The organism is Butyrivibrio sp. MC2013 (assembly GCF_000424585.1).
Classification (GTDB): domain Bacteria; phylum Bacillota; class Clostridia; order Lachnospirales; family Lachnospiraceae; genus Butyrivibrio.
Genome location: NZ_AUKE01000013.1, coordinates 1 through 24,086, shown reverse-complemented (window position 1 = coordinate 24,086; position 24,086 = coordinate 1). Strand labels below are relative to the sequence as shown.

The 24,086-nt window shown below is 47.1% G+C and carries 15 protein-coding genes; 3 read left to right on the top strand and 12 right to left on the bottom strand.

Features of this window, described 5'->3' with window-relative positions; all coding sequences use genetic code 11:
• Nucleotides 1-127 precede the first annotated feature (127 nt).
• The 4 genes from guaA to tig form a co-directional block, all read right to left on the bottom strand.
• On the bottom strand, nucleotides 128-1,684 hold the full coding sequence (gene guaA / locus G636_RS0108905) for a glutamine-hydrolyzing GMP synthase (protein WP_026507773.1): 1,557 nt from the start codon (nucleotides 1,682-1,684) through the stop codon (nucleotides 128-130).
• Between the two features lie 441 nt (nucleotides 1,685-2,125).
• Entirely contained in the window at nucleotides 2,126-3,430 is a 1,305-nt protein-coding gene (locus G636_RS0108900; RefSeq protein WP_242826947.1) for a C40 family peptidase, read from the bottom strand.
• A 125-nt stretch (nucleotides 3,431-3,555) separates the two neighbouring features.
• Nucleotides 3,556-4,941: an asparagine--tRNA ligase gene (asnS, locus tag G636_RS0108895; RefSeq protein WP_026507771.1), complete on the bottom strand. Its 1,386-nt coding sequence runs from the start codon at nucleotides 4,939-4,941 to the stop codon at nucleotides 3,556-3,558.
• 73 nt (nucleotides 4,942-5,014) lie between these two features.
• Nucleotides 5,015-6,283, bottom strand: a complete 1,269-nt coding sequence (tig, locus tag G636_RS0108890; protein ID WP_026507770.1) for a trigger factor — start codon at nucleotides 6,281-6,283, stop codon at nucleotides 5,015-5,017.
• Nucleotides 6,284-6,484: 201 nt separating this feature from the next.
• Here tig and G636_RS0108885 point away from each other — a divergent pair, with 201 nt between their 5' ends.
• Nucleotides 6,485-7,036, top strand: coding sequence for a hypothetical protein (locus G636_RS0108885; protein WP_242826946.1), 552 nt, complete (start codon nucleotides 6,485-6,487; stop codon nucleotides 7,034-7,036).
• Between the two features lie 135 nt (nucleotides 7,037-7,171).
• Here the strand turns inward: G636_RS0108885 and ispE are convergent, their stop codons facing one another.
• Nucleotides 7,172-8,488 (bottom strand): 4-(cytidine 5'-diphospho)-2-C-methyl-D-erythritol kinase, encoded by a 1,317-nt coding sequence (gene ispE / locus G636_RS20500; RefSeq protein ID WP_242826945.1) that lies wholly within the window; start codon nucleotides 8,486-8,488, stop codon nucleotides 7,172-7,174.
• Between the two features lie 224 nt (nucleotides 8,489-8,712).
• Between ispE and G636_RS0108875 the strand changes: the two genes are divergently transcribed.
• Nucleotides 8,713-9,357 (top strand): hypothetical protein, encoded by a 645-nt coding sequence (locus G636_RS0108875; RefSeq protein WP_026507768.1) that lies wholly within the window; start codon nucleotides 8,713-8,715, stop codon nucleotides 9,355-9,357.
• Nucleotides 9,358-9,481: 124 nt separating this feature from the next.
• Here the strand turns inward: G636_RS0108875 and G636_RS0108870 are convergent, their stop codons facing one another.
• From G636_RS0108870 to G636_RS0108860, 3 genes are all read right to left on the bottom strand, one after another.
• The gene (locus G636_RS0108870; RefSeq protein WP_026507767.1) at nucleotides 9,482-10,384 is read right to left on the bottom strand and encodes a dihydroorotate dehydrogenase; all 903 of its coding nucleotides are present in this window, start codon (nucleotides 10,382-10,384) and stop codon (nucleotides 9,482-9,484) included.
• A gap of 36 nt (nucleotides 10,385-10,420) precedes the next feature.
• Entirely contained in the window at nucleotides 10,421-11,215 is a 795-nt protein-coding gene (locus tag G636_RS0108865; RefSeq protein WP_026507766.1) for a dihydroorotate dehydrogenase electron transfer subunit, read from the bottom strand.
• Nucleotides 11,216-11,286: 71 nt separating this feature from the next.
• Nucleotides 11,287-12,570, bottom strand: coding sequence for a dihydroorotase (locus G636_RS0108860; protein ID WP_026507765.1), 1,284 nt, complete (start codon nucleotides 12,568-12,570; stop codon nucleotides 11,287-11,289).
• Between the two features lie 185 nt (nucleotides 12,571-12,755).
• Between G636_RS0108860 and G636_RS0108855 the strand changes: the two genes are divergently transcribed.
• The gene (locus G636_RS0108855) at nucleotides 12,756-13,496 is read left to right on the top strand and encodes a lysophospholipid acyltransferase family protein (protein WP_026507764.1); all 741 of its coding nucleotides are present in this window, start codon (nucleotides 12,756-12,758) and stop codon (nucleotides 13,494-13,496) included.
• 46 nt (nucleotides 13,497-13,542) lie between these two features.
• Here the strand turns inward: G636_RS0108855 and G636_RS0108850 are convergent, their stop codons facing one another.
• The 4 genes from G636_RS0108850 to ileS all read right to left on the bottom strand — a co-directional run bounded on the left by G636_RS0108850 (nucleotide 13,543) and on the right by ileS (nucleotide 23,364).
• Nucleotides 13,543-15,150 (bottom strand): glycoside hydrolase family 9 protein, encoded by a 1,608-nt coding sequence (locus G636_RS0108850; protein WP_081668340.1) that lies wholly within the window; start codon nucleotides 15,148-15,150, stop codon nucleotides 13,543-13,545.
• Between the two features lie 3 nt (nucleotides 15,151-15,153).
• Nucleotides 15,154-17,472, bottom strand: a complete 2,319-nt coding sequence (locus G636_RS0108845; protein WP_026507762.1) for a hydratase — start codon at nucleotides 17,470-17,472, stop codon at nucleotides 15,154-15,156.
• A 36-nt stretch (nucleotides 17,473-17,508) separates the two neighbouring features.
• Nucleotides 17,509-19,983 carry a glycogen/starch/alpha-glucan phosphorylase gene (locus G636_RS0108840; protein ID WP_026507761.1) on the bottom strand — a complete coding sequence of 825 codons (2,475 nt, stop codon included), beginning with the start codon at nucleotides 19,981-19,983 and terminating at the stop codon, nucleotides 17,509-17,511.
• A 171-nt stretch (nucleotides 19,984-20,154) separates the two neighbouring features.
• Nucleotides 20,155-23,364: an isoleucine--tRNA ligase gene (gene ileS / locus G636_RS0108835; RefSeq protein WP_026507760.1), complete on the bottom strand. Its 3,210-nt coding sequence runs from the start codon at nucleotides 23,362-23,364 to the stop codon at nucleotides 20,155-20,157.
• Between the last annotated feature and the right edge of the window lie 722 nt (nucleotides 23,365-24,086).

Sequence of the window (24,086 nt, the reverse complement as noted above, 5' to 3'; positions counted from 1 at the left end):
AAGGTCTTTTATTATTGTGTTTTGAGATTATTCAGAGAATAACTCTAAAATGTTGCCAAATCGTTGCCAACTCTTAAACAAATATGCTTGCAACCCGCATAAATACTAGGGTTCTTTTAAGAAAAAATCACTCCAGCTCTATCGTTCCCGGGGGCTTGCTGGTCAGATCGTAGAGTACGCGATTGACGCCCTTGACCTCGTTGATGATCCTGTTCATACAGATCTGGAGGACATTCCAGGGAATCTCGGCAGCTTCTGCTGTCATAAAGTCGGAGGTGATAACTCCGCGAAGTGCTATGGCGTAGTCATAGGTACGCTCGTCGCCCATGACGCCTACGCTTCTCATGTTGGTGAGAGCAGCGAAGAACTGACCCTTGCCCATATCGATACCGGCCTTTTCAAGCTCTGACCTGTAGATATAGTCTGCTTCCTGTACTATCTTCACCTTCTCAGCAGTCACTTCTCCAATGATACGGATGCCAAGGCCGGGGCCGGGGAAGGGCTGACGGTATACCAGATTAGCAGGAATGCCAAGCTCCAGGCCTACCTGTCTGACTTCATCCTTAAAGAGGGGCCTGAGGGGTTCTACGATTTCCTTGAAATCCACGTGATCCGGAAGTCCGCCTACATTGTGGTGAGACTTGATAGTAGCGCCTTTGCCGATACCGGATTCCACAACATCAGGGTAAATAGTTCCCTGAGCCAGGAAATCCACAGCACCGATCTTCTTTGCTTCTTTTTCAAATACATTTATAAATTCGGCGCCTATGATCTTGCGCTTCTCTTCGGGTTCTGTAACTCCGGCCAGCTTGGAATAGAAATAGTCCTGAGCATTGACCCTTACGAAGTTAAGCTCATAAGGTCCTTCGGGTCCGAATACTCTCTCTACTTCATCTCCCTCATCCTTCCTCAGAAGGCCGTGATCTACAAACACGCAGGTCAGCTGCTTGCCGATAGCCTTGGAGAGCAGTACTGCACATACAGATGAATCAACACCGCCTGAAAGTGCACACAGTACCTTGCCATCGCCAATCTTCTCTCTCAGCTCTTTGATAGTAGTCTCTGCAAAAGAGGACATTCTCCAGTCACCGGAGCATCCGCATATGTCCATTACGAAATTGCGGATCATCTTGGTGCCTTCGGGAGTATGCAGCACTTCCGGATGGAACTGTACTGCATAGAGCTTCCTGTCTGCATTTTCCATAGCTGCAACAGGGCAATTGCCTGTACTGGCAGTGATCTCGAAGCCTGCAGGTGCCTTGGCTATATAATCAGTATGGCTCATCCAGCAGCTGGTCACTCCATCAGAATCTGTCTCCACAGATGTGAAGAGCTTGCTGTCCAGCGCCTGTATAGCCACCTTGGTGTGACCATACTCTGAAACGGGAGCAGTCTTAACCTCGCCTCCGCAGCGGTATGCCATAAGCTGTGATCCATAACAGATACCCAGAACAGGGATACCACATTCAAAAAGGTCCGCTGAATAAGTGGGTGAATCCTCTGCATATACGCTGGCAGGTCCGCCTGTCAGTATGATTCCTTTGGGATTTCTGGCCTTGATCTCATCAAGGGGTGTGGTATAGGGAATGATCTCACAATAGACATTACACTCCCTGACGCGGCGGGCTATAAGCTGCTTATACTGTCCGCCAAAGTCCAGAACCAATACACATTCCTGAGCCATTTTGTCTCCTATCTTTTCTAAAAACAATTACAGAATTTTGTCCAAATGTTCAAATCTCGGACACCATATACTCTATATTATGGGATGAAATAAAGCAAGTATAATTATGATTCCTAAAAGCAAAGGGTCTTTTAATGCAAGCATTTATGAAGCAGAAGGATAAGGCGCAAGCAGCTGATAATATGACGTAAGGGTCAAAAGTCATTTCGATTCGAGCTTGCTCGAAATCGAATATGAATTTATGACCCGCAAAACATGAGCAAAGTAGCACGTAGTGCGGAATGCATGGATGCATTTCGACATGTCCAGAAGTGCAGGGAGGCACTTCTATGTCGTAATTATGCGAATGTTTTAGGATTGTGAGAGTTTCGAAGAAACGGAACAATCCGTTAGTCATAAGGTGTCAAAAGGAACTTTTGACACCTACCTCATAATATATACTCACACAAATCTCCTCACAGCAGTGATGGTCCTGTAGAGTGCGTATCCGTATTTGATACCTGTCTTTGCTGAGGATGCATGCACTATCCTGCCATCCCCCAGGTATATCGCGCAGTGTCCGGGATACACTATGACATCTCCGGGCCTTGCATCCTCGTATGATACCGCTGTACCTGCAGTAGCCAGTGAATAAGAGCTTCTGGGCACGCTGATACCAAAAGCCCCATATACGGAATATACAAATCCCGAGCAGTCGCAGCCATTGGTTAGACTGGTACCGCCAAAGACATAGGGATTACCTACGAACTGACAGGCATAGGATGCAATATTGGAGCCTGTTGCCGATCCCGGAGGCGAATAGCTCTTATTGGAGGAACCTGAGGATGAAGAAGATGACGAAGCTGACTGCCCATCTCCACCCGCAGTATTTGAAGCCGCTGCCTTCTTAGCAGCTTCTGCGGCCTTCTTCCTGGCTTCTTCCGCAGCTTTCCTTTCCGCTTCTTCGTGAGCCTTGGCCCTTGCTATCTCAGTATCCAGGGAAGCGATCTCCTGCGTCTGCTTCTTTAGCTTGGCTGCATATTCACCGGCTGCGGAGCGTGCAGATGCAAGCCTGGTTCCATAATCACTGTATTCCGACCTGTACTTGGAGAGCATGGTCTCCAGATATCCCTGTTCCTCACCCAGCTCTTCCTGAGTGGTCTCCAGTTCGCTCTTTTCTTCTTCCAGCTGAGCCTTATAATCAGCTGCTTCCTGCTGAGCAGTAGCATATGCGTCCAGCTGGTTTCTGTCATATTCATAGAGGCTCTCGGCATAGCCTGCCTTGGTTGTCATGTCCGAGAAGCTGGCTGCCTTGAGCATGATCTCCACATAGGTCACATTGCCCTTCTCATACATGAATTTGATCCTGGAGCACATGGCAGCATAAAGCTCCTCAGCCTGCCTTTGTGCTTCATCATATTTGGCCTGAGTATCCGTGATATCGGCTTCCTTCTGGCTGATCTCGCCCTTTATCAGCTCTATATCTGCGAGAATAGCTACAAGTTCTCCGTTAGTCTCCTCTATCTTCTCACCGACCTGGTTTTGCTCCCTCTCCAGGGCATCGGCCTTGCTATTGGCATTATCCAGTTCCTGCTGGGTTTGGTTTTTTTGCTGATTAAGCTTATCCTGCTTTTTCTGAAGTTCAGAACTGGTGGCGGCCCATACGGGTTCTGCTGTCAATGTCAAAATTGTAAAAATTATTATCAATGCCGCAGATACTATTCTCCTGCCTGCCTTCATATCATCTCCCCCGTTAAGCGGACTCATCTTCGCGCCCGGTGCATTCTTCTAATACATAGTTTATCACAAATCTCACAGGCTAATGCAACTCTTTAGCGCATAAGATAAGGGCCTGTACCTATACGATACAAGCCCCGATATCTGCTCAGATATTAATATTCACATGACTGAGGAGTTCTGGGATAAGGTATTACGTCACGGATGTTCTCTACTCCTGTGAGATACATTATGAGACGCTCAAATCCCATACCAAATCCGCTGTGAATGCATCCGCCATATCTTCTGGTATCGAGATACCACTTGATTCCTTCCTTGTCCACACCGTTTGCATCCATTCTTTCGAGCAGCTTGTCCAGGTTCTCTTCTCTCTGGCTGCCTCCCATGAGCTCACCTGCCTGAGGTACTAAGAGATCCACTGCTGCAACAGTCTTGCCATCCGGATTCAGCTTCATGTAATATGCCTTAATGTCCTTTGGCCAGTCAGTAACAAACACAGGGCCATTAAAATAATCTACCAGATACTTTTCATGTTCTTTGGCAATATCCTCTTCATAATCCGGTTCAAATTCCCAATTAACATCTGCCTTCTTTAAGATATCAATGGCATCATGGTGTTTGATCCTGGTAAACTCAGAATTAACAATACCATCCAGCTTATCCTTAAGCCCCTTTGAAACAAACTTATCACAGAAGTCTATCTCTTCCGGACACTTTTCGCACACGTATTTAACTACGTATTTGAGCATTTCCTCTTCGATATCCATCAGATCATTCAGGTCACAAAAAGCCATTTCTGGCTCGATCATCCAGAATTCGTTAGCATGGGTCTGAGTATTGGAATTCTCAGTTCTGAATGTAGGTCCGAAGGTATAAATGTCACCAAAGGCCATTGCGAAGGTTTCACCATGGAGCTGTCCTGAACCTGTAATGAATGCCTGCTTGCCAAAGAGATCCTCGCCAAAATCAACCTTACCGTCTTCGCCCATGGGAAGATCATTCATGTTAAGTGTTGTAATCTTGAACATCTGATCCGAGCCTTCGCAGTCAGCACAGGTGATAAGGGGAGTATGTACATACACATATCCTCTCTCCTGGAAATAACTGTGAATAGCCATGGCAGCCACGCTTCTTACCCTGAATACCGCACTGAATAGATTGGTACGGGGGCGAAGATGTGCAACTGTTCTTAAGAACTCTCTCGTATGTCTCTTTGGCTGAATAGGATATGTCTCGGGACAATCTCCCAACAGCTCAACGCTTTTAGCCTTTATCTCAAAAGCCTGCTTATTCTCAGGTGTGAGCACCAGTGTTCCCACAACCTTAACACTTGCACCTACGCCAATTTTAGAAACATCAGCAAAGTTCTCAAGTTCCTTTTCGTAAACCACCTGCAGATTGTCAAAGAAAGAACCATCATTTACATTAAGGAAGCCAAAATTAGACTGCGCCCTGTTGGTTCTTACCCACGCACATACAGTCAATTCCTTTGAAGCAAATTCTGATGTTTTTGCAAACAGCTCTTTGATTCTTGTTCTCATCTTTTTATTCTCTCTATTCTTTTTATTTGATGTTCATCAAAATACCGGCCTTAAAAGATTTTGATAAACGATATTACGGTGCGCTTACTACTGCAAGCTGTGATACGTACTGGATAGCCTTTTCGTCTATGATGCTCTCTTCTACCAGCTGTCTTACATCCATTCCTACTGTATCTGTGTAGTTCTGGACATATTCCTCAATTGATGAATATCCGGAAGAAGCCAGTGCTGTATTGATCTCATTATCAATATCCTCTGCAGCTACTTCAAAGTTCTGCTCTGCGGCAATAGCATATGCTGTAAAGGTAGATTTGAGCTGATCTACTGCAACCTTATTCTTGTAGGAATCAAGGTCCTGCGTATCTTCTCCCTGTATAGACAGATACTGCTCAAGATACTCATCACCTGTCATAGTCTGACCTGTATAGTAAGACATCATCTGAGCATTGTAATTCAGGCTGTTCTCATACATCTGTACATATCTGTCTACCAGCGGCTGAGGGAAATCCTGAAGGAACTCTGCGTTATCAACAGCAGCCTGCATGGCATCATTAGATACCTGATTGTCATACTTATTCTGCTCTGTAGCTGTGAGGTCGTTTTTGACATAAGCCTTAAGGTCAGCAACTGTCTCTACGCCTTCGATGGCAAGACTGCCTACATTATCATCAGTCACTTCCTTTGCAGGAGCCTTGATGCTGTTGACTGTTACTGTAAATACCACGTCCTTGCCTGCCAGGTCTTCGCTATGATAATCCTCAGGGAAGGTCAGGTTCAGATCCAGTGTCTGTCCTACTTCTGCGCCTATAAGACCTTCTTCAAAGCCTGCTATAAAGCTTCCTGAACCGATGGTCAGGTCGTAGCCCTGAGCTGTGCCGCCTTCAAAAGCTTCTCCGGAATCAGCATACTTGCCTTCATAATCGATATTGGCAATATCACCGTTCTCAACTGCCTTGCCCTCTACCTCTTCAGTGATCCTGGAGAGGTAATTAGCAGTGATCTCATTATCAACCTCTTCGTCTGTAACATCTACAGGCTCTACCTTGATCTCTACGCCTTCATACTCGCCCAGCTTTACATACTCATCTAAGTTGTAGTAGCTGATATAGGCGTCTTCGCCAAATACGGTAACAGGCTCTGCAGCTGCCTCTCCTGCCTCTCCTGCCTCTGCGCCCTCTTCGTTCTCTTCTACTTCTTCTGCAGTCACATCCTCGCTTGTAGCTTCGCCGGAAGCATCAGCGGTATTCTCCTGCTCTTTATTGTCCCCGTTTTCTGCACATCCTGCCACAACGGCGCCCATCAGACATGCAGCTGTTAATACAGCAAGCTTTCTCTTTTTCATAACTTTTCCTTCTTTTCAATCATAGTTTTATAGATAATATGTTTTAAAGGTTCAGATGAGCCCTAGAACAACATGTCAATATTACCATAACTCACGTCCGCTTTAAAGTGTCAGCTTGTACAATATTCTTTACCCGCACTTAAAAAAATGATATAGTGTTAATGTTATTCTTTACCATTGTTTTTCAGGGAGGTTATTTTTGTGAACGTTATCAAGAAATACTGGCCGTATATCGTAGGGGATCTGATCGCACTGGCGATCGTTATAGCATTCTTTGTAAGCGGTCATCCGGTACTTGCGGTTATGCTCTTTATAATGGCAGCAGTTTTCACCGCAGCTCTTATCTACTACAAGAATCAGGAAGAGAAATCCGCTGACATGGAGAAGCAGATCGAAGCTACCAAGCAGACTATATCCATGTTTGTTATCAGCAAGAAGATGATGAAGATGAATGAAGCAGGACTTCCGGCTCAGGCACTTCAGTCAGTGCCCAAGCTCATGCGCAGGCAGAAGCTCCCCATCCTCAAGGTCAAGGTAGGTCCCCAGGTCATGAACCTGATCTGCGATTCCAAGATCTTTGATTCAGTACCTGAAAAGAAGGAAGTAAAGGCCAGCGTATCCGGCATATATGTTTCCTCTGTCAAAGGACTCCACGGTTCCAGGACAGTAGTTCAGGAGGAAAAGAAGAAGGGCTTCTGGAAGAGAGCACTGGAAAAGGCTCAGGAAAAGGCAGGAGCAAAACAGATCAAATAATTTCATCACAAACCAAATAGATAAGCGCTCGTCGCATTATAAAAAGCTGATACCCATTTGGATATCAGCTTTTATAATGCCATGATCATCATTTTCTCAAAGCAGAGCAATGCCTGCCATAAGAGACATTTATCATCACTCTACAATAATATCGATGCTGCTGTCAGAGCTCTTATCGCCATCCAGATAGAGCTCGTAATCAATATGTGCCCTAAGAGTGCCTGAATTCTCATCTGTATCAAGCTTTAGGGTCTTACAGCTGACACGCATGTCGGTATCACCATAAGGAGTACGGTAACTGCTATGATGGTCCTGTCCTTCTTCAAATACCATCACCGACGAGAAATCGCCCTTACGGATCATCTTGAGCTTGTCCTTCCAGATCCTGAAATTAGTGGCCGTCCTTTCCCCCGTGCTCTCATCCTGCATATCGCCCTCGATCACAATGCAGCCTTCCTCTCTTATGAGCCTTGCGCCGCTCCTGCTCTCGATGGTCTCATCATTTCCGCCGCCCCTTTTGTGCAAACCTTTAATATTAACTGTAACCCTCTTTTCAGACTCAGCTCCGGTCGCGGCAGAATCTGAGTTAGCAGCAGGATTAATGGGCTTTGTCAAAAAGAGCTCAGGACACAAACCGGATGCATACAGCTTTTCATAGGCTCTTTTGGCTGCTGCCTCATCTGTATATATACCAAATACTGTGGGACCGCTGCCTGTCATGATAGAGCCGTCTGCGCCTTCTGCCTTCATGATATCTATGATCCTGCCTATAACTTCATACTTGCCCTCTGTCACAGGCTGCAGCACGTTGTAGAGGCCGGTGCATATGCCCCCTATGTTACCCTCTTCTATATCAGCACACATCCTGTCTATATCGGGATGTGTATCGGCAGGCATGCTGTCATACTCTGTATATACCCATCCCGTAGATACATCTATTGATGGCTTACCCACCAGGATATGGCAGTCCGCCAGATCCCTGAGGGGAGTAAGCACCTCGCCTATGCCTTCAGAGAGCATGGTGCCTCCCATGATACAATAGGGGATATCCGCGCCCAGGGGAGTAGCCATCCTGCACATCTCTACCTTTTCAAGGGGCAGGTCAAAAAGTCTCTTCATACCTTCAAAGGCAGCGGCTGCATCTGCGCTTCCCCCTGCCATGCCTGCTGCCACAGGTATCCTCTTTTTGAGGTCCACTGTGACGCCTTCTGAGATATTGTATTTCTCCCTAAGGAGCTGCGCAACCTTGACTATGAGATTGTGTTCATCTGTGGGTACGCCGGGCTTATCAGCTGTGAGTATGATTCTGCCCTCGCTGTTCTTCTCAAAGGTCAGGGTGTCATATATGTCTAAATTCTGCATTATCATCCTGACCAGGTGGTAGCCGTCATCTCTTCTGCCAGTCACATCCAGTGCCAGATTGATCTTACCGTAAGCTTTAACAGTAATCATGGATTTCCTCTCGTATATCATATTGCTCATTTTGCTTGTTTGTCCGGATCATATACAGCAGATGCCGTGGCTGCTTTATATGCAGATCCGTGTCATGTCTCCTATATCATGATATATTTTCCGCAAAAAAATCTCAACAAGACCTATTCTAAAACGAAAGATCAGCCGAAATACAAACCGGATAATAATGTTCGTGCTCATGTAGCGCGGGAAAGGAGTCCCTGATGAGCGTAAATTCAATCAACACAGCAACTGACAATCTGCAAACAGCGTATCTGTCTCCCGAAGTAACTGCCAAGGAGAAAAGCCAGAAAGAATCCGATGCTAAAAAGGATGTTAGCGCGGTCTATGACAGATCGGACAAGCAGGCCGAGAGTAATGCGGCGCCTGCCAAACGCACCTACCGCCCCGATTCTGCTCTGGTACAGCAGCTTAAGGCAGACCAGGCAGCACAGCAGCAGAACCTTCTGAACATCGTAAATAAGATGCTCAACAAACAGGTTACTGCATTTGGCCGGGCAAACAGCGGCACAGAGGGAGCCACTGATATGTGGAAATTCCTCGCCAGCGGCGATTTCGAAGTCGATGCCGAGACCAAAAAGCAGGCCCAGGAAGATATCTCTGAAAATGGCTACTGGGGCGTCAAGCAGACATCCGAAAGGATACTAGATTTCGCCAATGCACTGACAGGCGGAGACCCTGCTCAGATTGAAAAGATGCGCGATGCCTTTTTAAAGGGCTACCGGAAGGCTGCAGATACCTGGGGCGGAGAACTCCCTGAGATCTCCAAACAGACCTATGAAGCAGTCCTCAAAGGCTTTGATAAGATGGCCGAAGAAGCAGGCGTATCATTATCAGAAGTCAAATAAAAGTTCATATTGTATTACTCAAAGGAATAGGCCCGGTTTATCCCCGGGCCTGTTTTTGGCGTGCATATATGGTTTACTCATCACTATTTATATTTGTGACTGCCGCCCCTTTTAGACAAGAGGATCAGACTATGCCTCTGATGTCAGCAATATCAGATACATTGTAATCTCTCATGTACTTTTCTATGCCTTCTATTACTTCCACTGTCGCATAGGGATTGTGAAAATTAACAGCGCCCACTGCAACTGCGCTGGCTCCTGCCATGATAAATTCTATAGCATCTTCTGCAGTAGCTATGCCTCCCATACCAATGACAGGAATATTCACAGCGTGAGATGCCTCATATACCATTCTCACAGCCACAGGCTTGATGGCAGGACCTGAGAGTCCTCCTGTCTTATTGGCCAGGGCGAATTTCCTCTTGTAAATATCGATCTTCATACCTGTGATGGTATTGATCAGGGATATAGCATCTGCGCCTGCTGCCTCTGCAGACTTTGCCATCTCCTTTATATCTGTCACATTGGGAGAGAGCTTCATGATCAGGGGCTTTTTGCTATGCTCTTTTAGGAGCTTTGTGATATTAAAGAGAGCATCAGGCCTGGTACCAAAGGCTATGCCGCCCTCCTTGACATTAGGGCAGGATACATTGATCTCCATCATAGCTACCCTGTCATCATCCGAGAGGCGCTCTACTACATTAAGGTATTCCCCTTCACTGTGACCACATACATTGACTATCACCTTGGTATCATAGCCTTCAAGAAAAGCCAGGTCACGCTCTATAAAAACATCTACTCCCGGATTTTGCAGTCCTATGGCATTGAGCATGCCGCTGGCTGTCTCTGCTACTCTGGGAACCGGGTTACCCTCCCAGGGATGATCTGCCACTCCCTTTGTGACTACAGCTCCCAGCCTACTAAGGTCCACAAATTCTCCATATTCTACCCCGGAACCAAAGGTACCGGAGGCTGTCATAACGGGATTCTTAAATTCTACTCCTGCAATAGTTACTTTTGTATTCATATACCCTTCCTATCCTCAGTTTAGTCTACATTACTCTTACAGGTCCAGTTCCTCTGCGTCAAACACAGGACCATCTGTGCATATACGAGCATTCTTCACATGAGAATGACCATCCACCTCCCTGGTCTTTACTATGCATCCAAGGCAGGCTCCCACTCCACAGGCCATATGCTCTTCCAGCGATATATATGCTTTCATCTCATGCTCACCTGCATATGAGGCCAGTCCCCTTAGCATAGGCATGGGACCGCAGGCGTAGATCACGCCGTCCGTGACAGCCTTCTCTTTAAGGGCGTCCGTTACTGTTCCGTGTACTCCCACGCTTCCATCATCTGTTGCTATGATCAGATTGCCGTATTTTTTAAATTCATCTGAAAGGAAGGTCTCACTGTCTCTGTAACCCATGACTATATCTATAGCTGAGGGTGCCTTGTCTGCATCAAGCTCTGACAATCTCTTTGCCATCTCCAGAAGGGGAGGTACACCTATACCGCCTCCTATAAGTACTGCGCGCTTTCCTACAGCCTCCTCAATGGGGTATCCGTTACCCAAAGGTCCCAGTATATCCAACCTGTCTCCTTCCTTTAAGCCTGAGAAAAAAGCTGTTCCCTTGCCCTGGATCCTGTATACAAATCTGAGTATCCCCTGCTCCTTATCTGCGCCGCAGATACTGATAGGCCTTGGCAGGAGCATAGAGCCGTCTCCTGTATATATACCGGCAAACTGCCCGGGGACAGCGTCCTTTGCCAGTTCGCTCTCCACTTTCAGATCATATATATTCTTTGCAATCATTTTTTGGGATAATACCCTGCAGCTGATCTTCTTTTTCATAGACCTCTTCCTTTGTAATATATATATGTTTATTTATAAATATCCCCTTATGACATTGAACCACATCTGTATCAGCAGGACCTGTATATGATCTTGCCTTCGCAGATAGTATATCTTATCACTCCGGGCAGCTTCTCTCCGATAAAGGGACTGTTTGTAGCCTTGGAGGCTCCCTTTGCAGGAACGGTCCATTCTCCTTCAGGGTCAAATATCACTATATCTGCTTCCCTTCCCTTCTCTATCCTGCCGCCCTTAAGGCCATATACCCTTGCAGCCTCTGTCATTCTCCTGATAAGGCAGGGCATGGTCAGATATCCCTTATTGACCAGTTCCCTGATGCCCAGTGACAGCGCTGTTTCCAGTCCTATGATACCACTTGGCGCTTCCTTAAAGGCTCTCTTTTTTTCATCCATGGTGTGAGGAGCGTGATCTGTAGCTATCATATCTATACTGCCGTCTCTGAGACCCTCTATTATGGCCTGTCTGTCAGACTCCAAACGAAGAGGCGGATTCATCTTGGCCAGGGTGCCCTTTATAAGGACGGCGTCCTGAGTCAGGCTAAAGTGATGAGGAGTAGCCTCTGCATGGATCCTTAATCCCTCTGCCCTTGCCTTCCTGACCAGGTCCACAGCTTCTGCCGTGCTAATATGCTGAATGGTCAGTTCGCAACCTGTCTGCCTTGCTATATCAATGTCTCTTTTTACCATAGATATTTCAGCCATCCTGTCAGAGCCCTTCAGGCCGATAGCCGCTGCCACTTCCCCGGCATTTACTCCGTTCTCGCTGATGTATTCGGGATTCTCTTCGTGGAGGCTCACCACTTTGCCAAGCTCTGCTGCCTGTCTGCATGCTTCCAACATCAGCTCCTTATCTGTAAGAGGCTTACCATCATCGGTAAAAAGAACAGCTCCTGCCTCAGAGAGTTCAGACAAATCAGCCAGCTCCCTGCCAGCCATGCCCTTTGTCACGTTGCCGCAGGCATATGCTCTGATACCTGTTTCCGCTGCCCTGTCCAGTACATAGCTGATAGTGTCCTTATTATCCATAGCAGGAATAGTGTTGCCCATCATGACCACAGTGGTAAATCCCCCTGCAGCAGCTGCAGCGGCTCCTGTTATGATATCCTCCTTGGCTGTCTGGCCGGGATCTCTAAAATGCACATGACCGTCCACCAGTCCCGGGCTTACCATAAGGCCGGATGCATCTATAATAACAGCGCCTGTGACATCCAGAGGGCTTTGTTCTCCTTCTCTTACGATGTCTGCTACTTTTCCATCATCTCCGATAATGACATCACCTTTATAGCGATCATCAGTCAAAGGGTCAATAATATTGCCGGTTTTTACAACTATCATTTGATTTATCTCCATCTGCACTATTATAATGTTTACAGTTCTATCCCATATACGTCTAGTTTGAGGCAAGTCAAAATACATATGCAGGGGATAAAGATTCAAAAATATATATGTGATCTAGTACAATCAGGGCTAAAGTCACTTTAGTGATAATAATTATATATGCCTCTGATCAAAGGAGTAAAATGTTACGACTTATAATTGCAGTTTTGTTTCTTGCAGTCTTTCTGGTACTATCAATTCCCGTTATAGGGATAATGTTTATCATCAGACATTTTAATAAAAATGCCGCATCCCGTGCAGCATTATTTAATGTTTCCCTTGCATTTAAGGTCCTCTCATTTATAGCGGGCATAAAGCTCACTGTCAAGGGTCGTGAGAATATTCCTACAGATGAAGCGGTTCTTTATATAGGCAATCACAAGAGCGACTTTGATACTGTGATCAGCTATCCTCTGGTAAAAGGACCCACAGGCTATATTGCCAAAAAGGAAGTAAAGAAAGTGCCAATCCTTGGCTGGTGGATGATCCTGATGAACTGCCTCTTTATGGACAGGTCCGATATCAAGCAGAGCGCTCAGGTGATTTTTGATGCCATAGATATGATAAAGGGCGGCACCTCAATCTGCATTTTCCCTGAAGGTACCAGATCAGACAAGGAAGATGACCTGCTTCCCTTCCACAAGGGCAGCTTTAAACCGGCGCAGCGAACAGATTGTCCCATTGTACCCATGGTGATCTCAGGCTCCAGAGATGTATTTGAGAATCATTTCCCCTGGATAAAGTCTGCCAGAGTCACTATTGAGTATCTGCCTCCTGTCCGCTTTAGCGAGCTCTCAGCTGATGATCAAAAGAAGATACATGAGTATTTCAGGAATATGATCAGGGATAAATATCTGGAGAATACAAAAGCTCTAAAAGGCTGACTTATATCTCCCTCTCATAACTAACAGATAGTTTAGTATTTAAATCTTACCTGACAGCTCCCAGCAGTATCAGGAACTTGGCATCATACACCGCATCGTACATAACGCCTGCAGGTGCTCCCAGATCAGAAGCGCTGTACTCTCCGCCTGAGGCAGCAAGATCTGCACCGGTAGGATTGCAGCCCAGGAGATAATGGAGATAATCCTCAAGGACTCCTGTGTACTCCCTGCTGTATATAATATGATTCATGACTGTCAGGATCCTCATCTCATCAAGGATCCTCTCGAGCTTCTCATAGAAGGCTTCAAAGCTCTCTCTGTCATCCTCCCTGACTGTCATCTCTTCATCAAAGAGGTCCTCTTCTCCCACTCCCCACACTGACATATTGGACTGTCCTACAATGCGAAGAGTCTCGTCCTTAAAGCCGTCCATGATCCTGCTGCATACCTGGGTATTAACAGGCCTGTTTGTCATAAGATAGCAAATACCTGCCAGGAAAAGATTCTCATCTGTGATCATCTTCTTGTAATAATCATCAGTTCTAAAATACAATGTCAGTACATTTTCATAATGCTTGTCTGCGGTAAGGCGGTAGAGCTGGGCTGCAGCGTGAAGACTGGCAGGATAGTCCGCCGGATAGCCGCTCTTTAAGAAGGATTCATATGCTCTTTCAGCAGCTGACTTGCATTTCTCGGCAAAGCCTCTGTCATACTCTTCATAAAGGTATCCATACCAGGCTACTGTAGCCGCAAAAGAAACAGTAGCATCATTGGTGGCTGCAGTGACCGTCACCTTGCCCGTATCTTTTGTGATGGCTGAAGCATGTACCGAGCCCGTGGCTTCATCCTGCATCTTAAGGAGCCATCTGACTTCCACTCCTGCTTCATCAAGTATATCCGGAAGGCCGTTACCGCTTTCTGGTATGGCACTGTCATCTCCAAAGCTGTCCTTATTCATCTCATAGGCCAACAAGAGATTATTGACCACTCTGCAGCCTGCAGGTACATCCCTGTCTGCATTGCCGTCCAGGTGCCAGCCCCCTGTCACATCAAGAAGAGCTGCCGGGTCTTTTTCTGTGGCTGCGCCTCCCAGATGACAGCCGCTCCTTGCTGCCTCTCCCGCATATTCCTCGCTAAGAGTCACTCCACACCTGTTAAGGTAGTAGAGATGCATAGCTTCAGATGACAGGCTATCATAAGCATCATCCCCTATGGTAAAGGCACAGGACTCGCCCATTCCCTCTGCATAGAGGTAGTATTCTCCATCTGTCTGGAATTCAGTAAAATCTGCCAGGCAAGGCTCTCCTTCTCCCCTATAGGAAGAAGAACTGATGCTCCCCGTGAACATGTGCTTGTCATCCCTTGTACGCCTGATCTCATAGGTACGGGGAATGTCATCTCCTATGAAGTAGGCGATCTTCTCAGCTCCAGTGAGATACCCGCCCTGATCCACCAGGATCCTTGGCCTTACCGGGCTGATAGCGCCGGTAACAGGCAGTTTATCTGCCGGGTCCTCATAAGGCAGGGCATTTTCTTGTGAAGGAGCTATGACTGTAGGCGTACCTTCAGCTTTACTGCATCCAATAAGAACACAGGCAGCCATTACAGCTGCCCATGTTGTTTGTATTATTGTCTTTCTCCCCCAGAAATGCATATATTATCCGCGTCCCCTGCTGATCTCTCTGTTGTAGTTGATAAGACATCCGTCCAGTATGATCCTGCGCTCGTGATCTGTAAGATCGCCCAGGGTCATAGTAAATTCTTTTGTTTCATCTCCGCATATTGCGACTGCCTTTATGCTATCTGCCTTATCTTCTACTTCAGCTCTGATGCCGGGCAGGAAGATGTAGTCCAGATTCTTGAAGGGCAGATCACCCTTCTCGATGATAAAGGGCAGCATACCCCAGTTGATGAGGTTGGATCTGTAACGCTTTGTAGCATACTCATTGGCTACATTGGCCCATCCGCCCAGTACCTTCTGGCAGGATGCAGCCTGCTCGCGGGCTGAGCCGTCACCGGGCTTAACTGCAAATATAGTAGAACCAAAGCCCAGAGTCTTGCTGTCAGGATGCTCTTCACCAAGGCCCAGCATAGGCAGTACCTTGCCCATTACAGGCTTTAACTCGCCGCATGCTTCTACAGGGCAGTTACCTGCTACGATAGCTTCCTGTGCTTTTCTGATCTCTTTTGCTCTGCCTACATATTCGGGATCTTTTCTGGAGAGTGTAAACTCTGCAAGACCCAGAGGATTGGACCTGTAGGAGCTGGTCTCACCTGAAGGGATCAGTTCATCTGTTGTGGTAACAGGATCGTGGATCTCAGATACCACCTTGAGAAGGAGATTCTCCGGCAGAGCTTCCATCTTGGGCCAGTCCTTGATATTGGGACCAAACTGGATCTCAGCGTTTGGATCAGCCACGCCGTGGGAATCAAATACTCTGTTCTTGTAGATATTTGCATCAAAGTGATATACGTACTCTTTAAGCTCGCCGTCAAATGCTGTAGCAGGTGTAAGGAAGCCCTTATTCGCTGCTGTTGCCGCGATGGATCTGGCATCCATAAGAGCAACAGAAGAGATCTGGCCGTTCTGCACCTTTGAGCCTTCACGGTTCGGGAAGTTACGTGTAGAATGCCTGATACTGAATGCATTATTAGCAGGTGTATCTCCTGCACCAAAGCAGGGTCCGCAGAATGCAGTCTTAAGTATGGTACCTGTCTCAAGCAGGTCTGCTGCCACGCCGTTCTTTAAGAGCTCCATATAAATAGGTGTAGATGCAGGATAGATATTCATAGTGAACTTGTCATCACCTATGTAGCTGCCTCTCATGATATCAGCTGCAGCACAGATATTCTCAAAGCCGCCGCCTGCACAGCCTGCGATAACACCCTGATCTACCAGGAATCTGCCGTTTACGATCTTGCTTGAAAGTGAATACTCTATGCTGTCGCCAAAAGAAACCTTGGCTCTCTCTTCGGTCTCATGGAGCATCTGGGAGAGGTTCTCATTTACAAAGTCGATCTCATAAGCCATGGAAGGATGGAAAGGCATAGCGATCATAGGCTTGATAGTAGAGAGATCCACCTTTACTACGCCGTCATAATATGCCAGATTACCGGGCGCAAGCTTCTTATAAGCATCCTTTCTGCCATGGATCTCATAGAAGGACTCTATCTTGTCATCTGTCTGCCAGATAGAGGACAGACAGGTAGTCTCTGTGGTCATTACGTCCACACCGATCCTGAAATCTGCAGAAAGAGCGTCCACGCCGGGTCCTACGAACTCCATGATCTTATTCTTAACATAGCCGGACTTAAATACAGCGCCGATGATAGCAAGAGCTACGTCCTGAGGACCTACACCCTTAACAGGTTCGCCGGTCATATAGATGGCTACTACGCCGGGCATATTGATATCATAGGTCTGTCCCAAAAGCTGCTTTACCAGCTCAGGTCCGCCTTCACCCATAGCCATGGTTCCCAGAGCGCCATATCTGGTGTGAGAGTCAGAGCCCAGGATCATGCTGCCGCCTGCTGCCAGCATCTCTCTTGCAAACTGGTGGATGACTGCCTGGTGAGGGGGTACATAGACTCCGCCGTATTTCTTGGCAGCTGTCAGACCAAACATATGGTCGTCTTCATTGATAGTACCGCCTACAGCGCAGAGAGAATTGTGACAGTTGGTCAGTACATAAGGAATGGGAAACTTCTCCAGTCCTGATGCACGTGCTGTCTGGATAATGCCCACATAGGTGATATCATGTGATGTCAGCTTGTCGAACTTCACCTGAAGCTTCTCCATGTTGCCTGATGTATTATGATCCTTCAGGATCTGGTACGCGATTGTTTCTTTAGCTGCTTCTGCCTTATCTGCAGAAAGACCTGTTTTTGCACGGACTGCTTCTAATGCCTCCGGTCCGTCCTCTATCAGTTCCCTTCCGCCGATTAGCCATGCTCCGCCTTGTGTGCTTGTGATCATTAAATTACTCTCCCTCTAAATAAATATATTTTTATATTACTTGATCTCTATCTTATCCAGGTGCCAGATCTCATCCACATAGTCCTGGATGGTACGGTCTGACGAGAACTTGCCGCAGCAGGCTGTCTGCATGACAGCCATCTTTGCCCAGGCCATCTGGTCCTTGTATGCCTCTCTTACTCTAGCCTGTGCATCTGCATATGATCTGAAATCCTTGAGGATAAAATAGGTATCTGCCTTGGATGTATCTCTGGTATTAAGTAGTGAGTTCCACAGAGGTCTGAACAGCTCCTTGTCCCTGGAGAAGGTACCGTCTACCAGATGGTCCACTACCCTCTTAAGCTCAGGATCGCTGTTATATACGCTCATGGGATCGTAGTCACCTCGCCTCTCGTGCTCTATGACTTCATCAGAAGACATGCCAAAGATAAATGCATTGTCTTCGCCCACTTCCTGTACTATCTCAACATTTGCTCCGTCCATGGTACCAAGAGTCACTGCTCCGTTGAGCATCATCTTCATATTGCCGGTACCGGATGCTTCGCGGCTGGCAGTGGATATCTGCTCGGATACGTCAGCTGCTGCAAATATCAGCTCCGCATTGGATACCTTGTAATCTTCGATAAATACAACCTTGATCCTGCCGTCTACATCAGAGTCGTTGTTCACCACATCCGCTACGGAATTGATGAGCTTGATGGTCAGCTTGGCTATGCGATAGCCTGCTGCCGCCTTGGCTCCGAAGATAAAGGTCTGCTTTGGTATATCCATCTTCGGATTGGCTTTGATCTGATCATAGAGATAGATCACGTGCAGGATATTGAGGAGCTGCCTCTTATATTCATGGAGACGCTTTACCTGGCAGTCAAAGATGGAATCAGGATCCACCTCTACGCCGTTATGCTGCAGAATATACCTGGCCAGGCGCTCCTTGTTCTTTTTCTTGATGGCCATGAATTCCTTCCTGGCCTTGACCTGATTGGCTGATTTCTTAAGTCCGGAAAGTACGGTAAGGTCTGTGATCCAGCCGTCTCCCACTTTCTTGGTACACCAGTCAGCCAGCAGGGGATTGGCATGCATGAGGAACCTTCTCTGGGTGATGCCGTTAGTCTTGTTATTAAACTTCTCAGGCATCATCTCGTAGAAGTCAGCCAGCTCCCTCTTCTTGAGGATCTCGGTGTGGAGCTTGGCCACGCCGTTAACAGAGCGGCTGCCCACAATAGCCAGGTGAGCCATGCGTACCTGTCCGCCGTATATGATAGCCATCTTGCGGATCTTCTCATCTACGTCATAGCCGGGCTTTCTGGAATAGCGCTCTATTATCTCATTGACAAAGCGCCTGTTGATCTCTTCCACAATCTGATATACCCTGGGCAAGAGTCTCTGGAAGAGGTCCTGAGGCCATTTCTCCAGAGCTTCGGACATGATGGTATGGTTAGTATAGCAGCAGGTCTTTGTGGTAACCTCCCACGCCTCATCCCAGTTAAGATAATAGTCATCCATCAGTACTCTCATCAGCTCTGCTACAGCAACTGTAGGATGGGTATCATTAAGCTGGAATACATTCTTTTCGTGGAAACGTCTCACATCATCATGGGTCCTGAGATACTTCTGAACTGCTGTCTGCACTGATGCAGATATAAAGAAATACTGCTGCTTGAGACGAAGCTCCTTGCCTGCCAGATGATTATCATTGGGATAAAGGACTTCGCATATCTGCTTGGCAAGATTCTCCTGCTCAACAGCCTGCTGATAATCTCCCTTATCAAAGGAGTCAAGCTTGAAATTGGTAATGGGCTCAGCGTCCCATATCCTCAAGGTGTCCACAACATTATTACCATAGCCTACTATGGGCAGGTCATAAGGTACAGCGCGGACTGCCGTATAATTCTCCTGACGGAAAATGGTCCTTCCGTTCTCGTCCTGATACATGTTGACATAACCGCCAAACTTGATCTCCTTGGCATATTCAGGACGGCGCAGCTCGAAGGGATTACCTCCTGCCAGCCAGTCATCAGGCTTCTCCACCTGATATCCGTCATGGATCTCCTGACGGAACATACCATACTTATATCTGATACCGCAGCCGTAAGCAACGTAGCCAAGGCTGGCCAGTGAATCCAGAAAACAAGCTGCCAGCCTGCCAAGACCGCCGTTTCCAAGGGCCGGGTCAGGCTCCTGATCTTCGATCAGGTTCAGATCTATTCCCAGTTCGTCCAGTACTTCTGCCACTTCTTTGTAAGCTCTGAGATTGATCAGGTTATTACCAAAAGCACGTCCCATAAGGAATTCCATGGACATGTAATACACGATCCTGGGATCCTGCTCTTCCATAGCCTTTTGTGTGTCCATCCACTGATCGATGATCTGATCCTTGATAGCCAGTGAAGCAGCCTGATATATCTGCTGTGGAGTAGCTTCTTCCAGTGTACGTCTGTAGAGAGTCTTGATATTGTACAGAACACTTCTCTTGAACAGTTCCTTGTTAAAGCGGAGCTCTTTTGATGCCATAAGATCCTACCTCCTTGAACTGATATTCATATGCGGCCAAATAGTCTAAGATGGCTGTTAAAACTTTACTAGTTTAGTGTACTAATTTTGGGCAAAATTATCAAATCCATATTATGAGGAACGGGTTTTGTCATTATTAAAAGACAAAACCCGCTTAGCTATTATATTAAATTATACGCGGCATACACCGATAGTAGCTTCTTCCTTGTTGATATCCCATGCCTTGGCACCGGGCAGGTCATTTACATAATCGATGCTGTCAGCAAGGACCTTGGTAGAGAGAGCTGCCTCTCCTGCCTTAACTGCGTCGATTACCTTCTGAGAGCCTGTAATAGATACCTTGATACGGTCCATAACCTCAAATCCGGAATCCTTACGTGTATTCTGGATCTTGGAGATGACTTCGGCCACAAGACCCTCTGCCTCAAGCTCGGGAGTCAGGTTGGTATCAAGCACTACTGTGATGCCCCAGTCTTCCTGGCTCATAAAGCCCTCTTTCTGGGTCATGTCGATGAGCAGGTCTTCCTTTGTCAGCTCTACTGCTTCGCCATTTACTTCAAACTTAAGAGCACCCTCAGCATTTAAGGTATCCATAGCAGCATTGCCATCCAGCTCTGTAAGATACTGTCTGATGCCGCCCAGGAGCTTGCCGTACTTGGGTCCTACAGTCTTGAGCTGAGGCTTGAAATTGTAGGATGTAAAGTCACGAACGTCATCTGTAAACTTGATAGCCTTTACATTGAGCTCGTCTGTGATGATATCCTGATAGAAATCACCCACAGTCTCCTCAGCCTTGACATACATATTGCCCAGAGGCTGACGGTTCTTGATGTTGCAGGCATTTCTGCAGGCACGTCCCAGTACTACGATGTCCAGGACTTCCTTCATATCATCTTCCAGCTTCTTATCCACGTACTCAGCATCTGCCACAGGATAATCGCAGAGGTGTACTGATTCGGGAGCATCTGCAAAGCTGTTTCTTACCAGGTTCTGGTAGATCTCCTCTGTCATGAAGGGCACCATAGGAGCTGCTGCCTTACTGATTGTAGTCAGGCAGGTCCAGAGAGTCATGTATGCAGAGATCTTGTCCTGCTCCATGCCCTTAGCCCAGAAACGCTCACGGCTGCGTCTTACATACCAGTTGGACAGGTCATCTACAAAGCTGTCCAGAGCCTTGGCTGCTTCAGGGATCCTGTAATTCTCAAGGTTCTTGTCTGCCATAGCTACTGTAGTATTAAGACGTGAGAGTATCCACTTGTCCATTACAGTCAGCTTATCTTTTTCCAGCTTGTACTGGCCTGCATCAAAGCCGTCGATATTGGCATAGAGTACAAAGAACGCATAGGTGTTCCAAAGAGTACCCAGGAACTTGCGTTGTCCTTCCTGTACTGCCTTGCCATAGAAACGGCTGGGAAGCCAGGGAGCGCTGCCTGTATAGAAATACCAGCGGATAGCATCTGCACCGTACTGATCCAGAGCTTCCATAGGATCTACAGCATTGCCCTTGGACTTACTCATCTTCTGTCCGTTCTCATCCTGTACCAGTCCCAGTACGATAACGTTCTTGAAGGCAGGCTTGTTAAAGAGAAGGGTAGCCTCTGCATGAAGTGAGTAGAACCAGCCTCTTGTCTGGTCTACAGCTTCTGAAATGAACTGTGCGGGGAACTGCTGCTCGAAGAGCTCCTTGTTTTCGAAAGGATAGTGGAGCTCTGCAAAAGGACATGCTCCTGAGTCAAACCAGCAGTCAATAACTTCGGGTACTCTCTGCATGGAGCCACCGCAGTCTGCACACTTTATCATATATCTGTCTACATAAGGTCTGTGGAGCTCAGTAGTCTCTGCGGAAGGATCTCCGGAGAGCTCAGCCAGCTCATGTCTTGATCCTACAGCGATCTGCTTGCCACAGTCAGGGCACTCCCAGATATTAAGAGGTGTTCCCCAATATCTGTTACGGGATACAGCCCAGTCCTGGATGTTCTCCAGCCACTTGCCGAATCTTCCCTCTCCAATAGATTCAGGTACCCAGTTGATCTCCTGATTATTCTTTACCAGATCATCCTTTACCTCGGTCATCTTGATGAACCAGGATTCACGAGCATAGTAGATAAGGGGAGTATCGCATCTCCAGCAGTGAGGATAATCATGCTCGGCCTTTGGTGATGAGAAGAGGATGCCTCTCTCAGCCAGGTCCTTTAATACTTCAGGATCTGCACTTACAGCGCCTTCTTCTACTTCCTTGGAAGTGGGCTTGCAGCGCATACCTGCAAATTTGCCGGTTTCTTCCTTGAGCCTTCCGTGATCATCTACCATCTGTACGAAGGGAGCATCATATTTTCTACCCACTCTTGCATCGTCTTCACCAAATGCAGGAGCGATATGTACGATACCTGTACCATCTTCCATGGTTACATAGTTGTCGCAGTATACAAAGAATGCCTTCTTGTGCTGCTTCTTTGCTGAATCTGCAGCGCACTGATAAAGGGGCTCGTACTCTTTGTACTCCAGGTCCTTGCCCTTATAGGTTTCCAGAACTTCATATGCGGGCTTCTTGTCAGGGTTTACCTTCTCATCTGCTGCAAGAGGTCCGATCACGCTGTCAAGAAGAGCAGATGCCATGTAATAGGTATGTCCGTCTACAGCCTTTACCTTGGCATACTCTTCATCAGGGTTTACGCAGAGCGCGATATTGGAAGGCAGAGTCCAGGGTGTTGTGGTCCATGCCAGGAAATATGCGTCCTCGCCCTTGACCTTAAAGCGTACAACAGCTGTGCGGTCCTTGATCTTCTTGTAGCCCTGGGCAACCTCGTGAGATGAAAGAGGTGTACCGCAGGAAGGACAATAAGGTACTACCTTGAAGCCCTTATAGAGCAGACCCTTCTTCCAGATCTCAGACAGAGCCCACCACTCGGATTCGATATAATTGTCATAGTAGGTTACATAAGGGTCATCCATGTCAGCCCAGAAGCCAACCTTACCGGAGAACTGCTCCCACATGCCCTTATATTTCCATACGGATTCCTTACACTTGGCGATGAAAGGCTCAAGACCGTACTCTTCGATCTGGTCCTTGCCCTCGATACCAACTTCCTTTTCAACTTCCAGCTCTACAGGAAGTCCGTGGGTATCCCATCCTGCCTTACGGGGAACCTGATAACCCTTCATGGTACGATAACGGGGGATCATATCCTTGATGGCACGTGTCAGCACGTGTCCGATATGAGGCTTACCGTTAGCTGTAGGCGGTCCGTCATAGAACATGTAGATCTCGCTACCTTCGCGGCCCTCTACGCTCTTGTTGAAGATGTCATTGTCTTTCCAGAACTCCACAACCTCAGCTTCTCTCTGAGTGAAGTTCATGTCGGCTGATACTTTCTTGTACATTTCTTCTCTCCTTGATCATGAAAAAGATAAGATGAAAAAAGCTCCCATCCTATGTAAATAGGACGAGAGCCATAGACTATCGTTATACCACCTCTTTACATACGTACTGTCTCTGTCCTGATGGAAAAGAGCTCCATACGCGTCTTAATAACGGTAAGATACCGGCGCAGCCTACTATAGCAGATATCATATATGCTATATATTCAACCTTGCAGCTCGGAAGGGATATTCACGGACCACTACTTGCACTACCTCGCACCAACCGGCAGCTCTCTGAGCTTTGGAAAATCCGCTACTGTCTTCGTCATAGCTTTTACCATACAATTGCCGACATTATAAATCATGAAAACGTGAATTGTCAAGGTGAGTCAACGAGATGTTTATTCCTATGAAGTGAAAAGTTAAATTCCACTTCAAAGGGGTGAAAGTTGAATTTAGTCTTACACCAAATTCCACTTCATCTTACGTGGAATTTACTCTTACACTTAAGGCGGCGCTTCCTTCGATAACGAGTGAACATCCCTGTGAGCCAGAGCACCAAGATTCAGTTCTTTGGAGGAGGCCGAGGTCTGGGGCAGAGCCCCAGGTTATGTTCATGTATCAGTACAGAATGTAGTGTCTTTCCTGCGTACAATGGAGATTCGATAACGGTATGACTGTAACTCATGTTCAGTTCCCCGTTATCGGCGTAGACTTCGCACGCAGGAAAGCGAGCCTGTCAA

Coding starts and splice junctions, on each gene's coding strand:
- guaA (WP_026507773.1), bottom strand. CDS start 1,684: ATGGCTCAGGAATGTGTATTGGTTCTGGACTTTGGCGGACAGTATAAG.
- G636_RS0108900 (WP_242826947.1), bottom strand. CDS start 3,430: ATGAGTCCGCTTAACGGGGGAGATGATATGAAGGCAGGCAGGAGAATA.
- asnS (WP_026507771.1), bottom strand. CDS start 4,941: ATGAGAACAAGAATCAAAGAGCTGTTTGCAAAAACATCAGAATTTGCT.
- tig (WP_026507770.1), bottom strand. CDS start 6,283: ATGAAAAAGAGAAAGCTTGCTGTATTAACAGCTGCATGTCTGATGGGC.
- ispE (WP_242826945.1), bottom strand. CDS start 8,488: ATGATTACTGTTAAAGCTTACGGTAAGATCAATCTGGCACTGGATGTG.
- G636_RS0108875 (WP_026507768.1), top strand. CDS start 8,713: ATGAGCGTAAATTCAATCAACACAGCAACTGACAATCTGCAAACAGCG.
- G636_RS0108870 (WP_026507767.1), bottom strand. CDS start 10,384: ATGAATACAAAAGTAACTATTGCAGGAGTAGAATTTAAGAATCCCGTT.
- G636_RS0108865 (WP_026507766.1), bottom strand. CDS start 11,215: ATGAAAAAGAAGATCAGCTGCAGGGTATTATCCCAAAAAATGATTGCA.
- G636_RS0108860 (WP_026507765.1), bottom strand. CDS start 12,570: ATGATAGTTGTAAAAACCGGCAATATTATTGACCCTTTGACTGATGAT.
- G636_RS0108855 (WP_026507764.1), top strand. CDS start 12,756: ATGTTACGACTTATAATTGCAGTTTTGTTTCTTGCAGTCTTTCTGGTA.
- G636_RS0108850 (WP_081668340.1), bottom strand. CDS start 15,150: ATGCATTTCTGGGGGAGAAAGACAATAATACAAACAACATGGGCAGCT.
- G636_RS0108845 (WP_026507762.1), bottom strand. CDS start 17,472: ATGATCACAAGCACACAAGGCGGAGCATGGCTAATCGGCGGAAGGGAA.
- G636_RS0108840 (WP_026507761.1), bottom strand. CDS start 19,983: ATGGCATCAAAAGAGCTCCGCTTTAACAAGGAACTGTTCAAGAGAAGT.
- ileS (WP_026507760.1), bottom strand. CDS start 23,364: ATGTACAAGAAAGTATCAGCCGACATGAACTTCACTCAGAGAGAAGCT.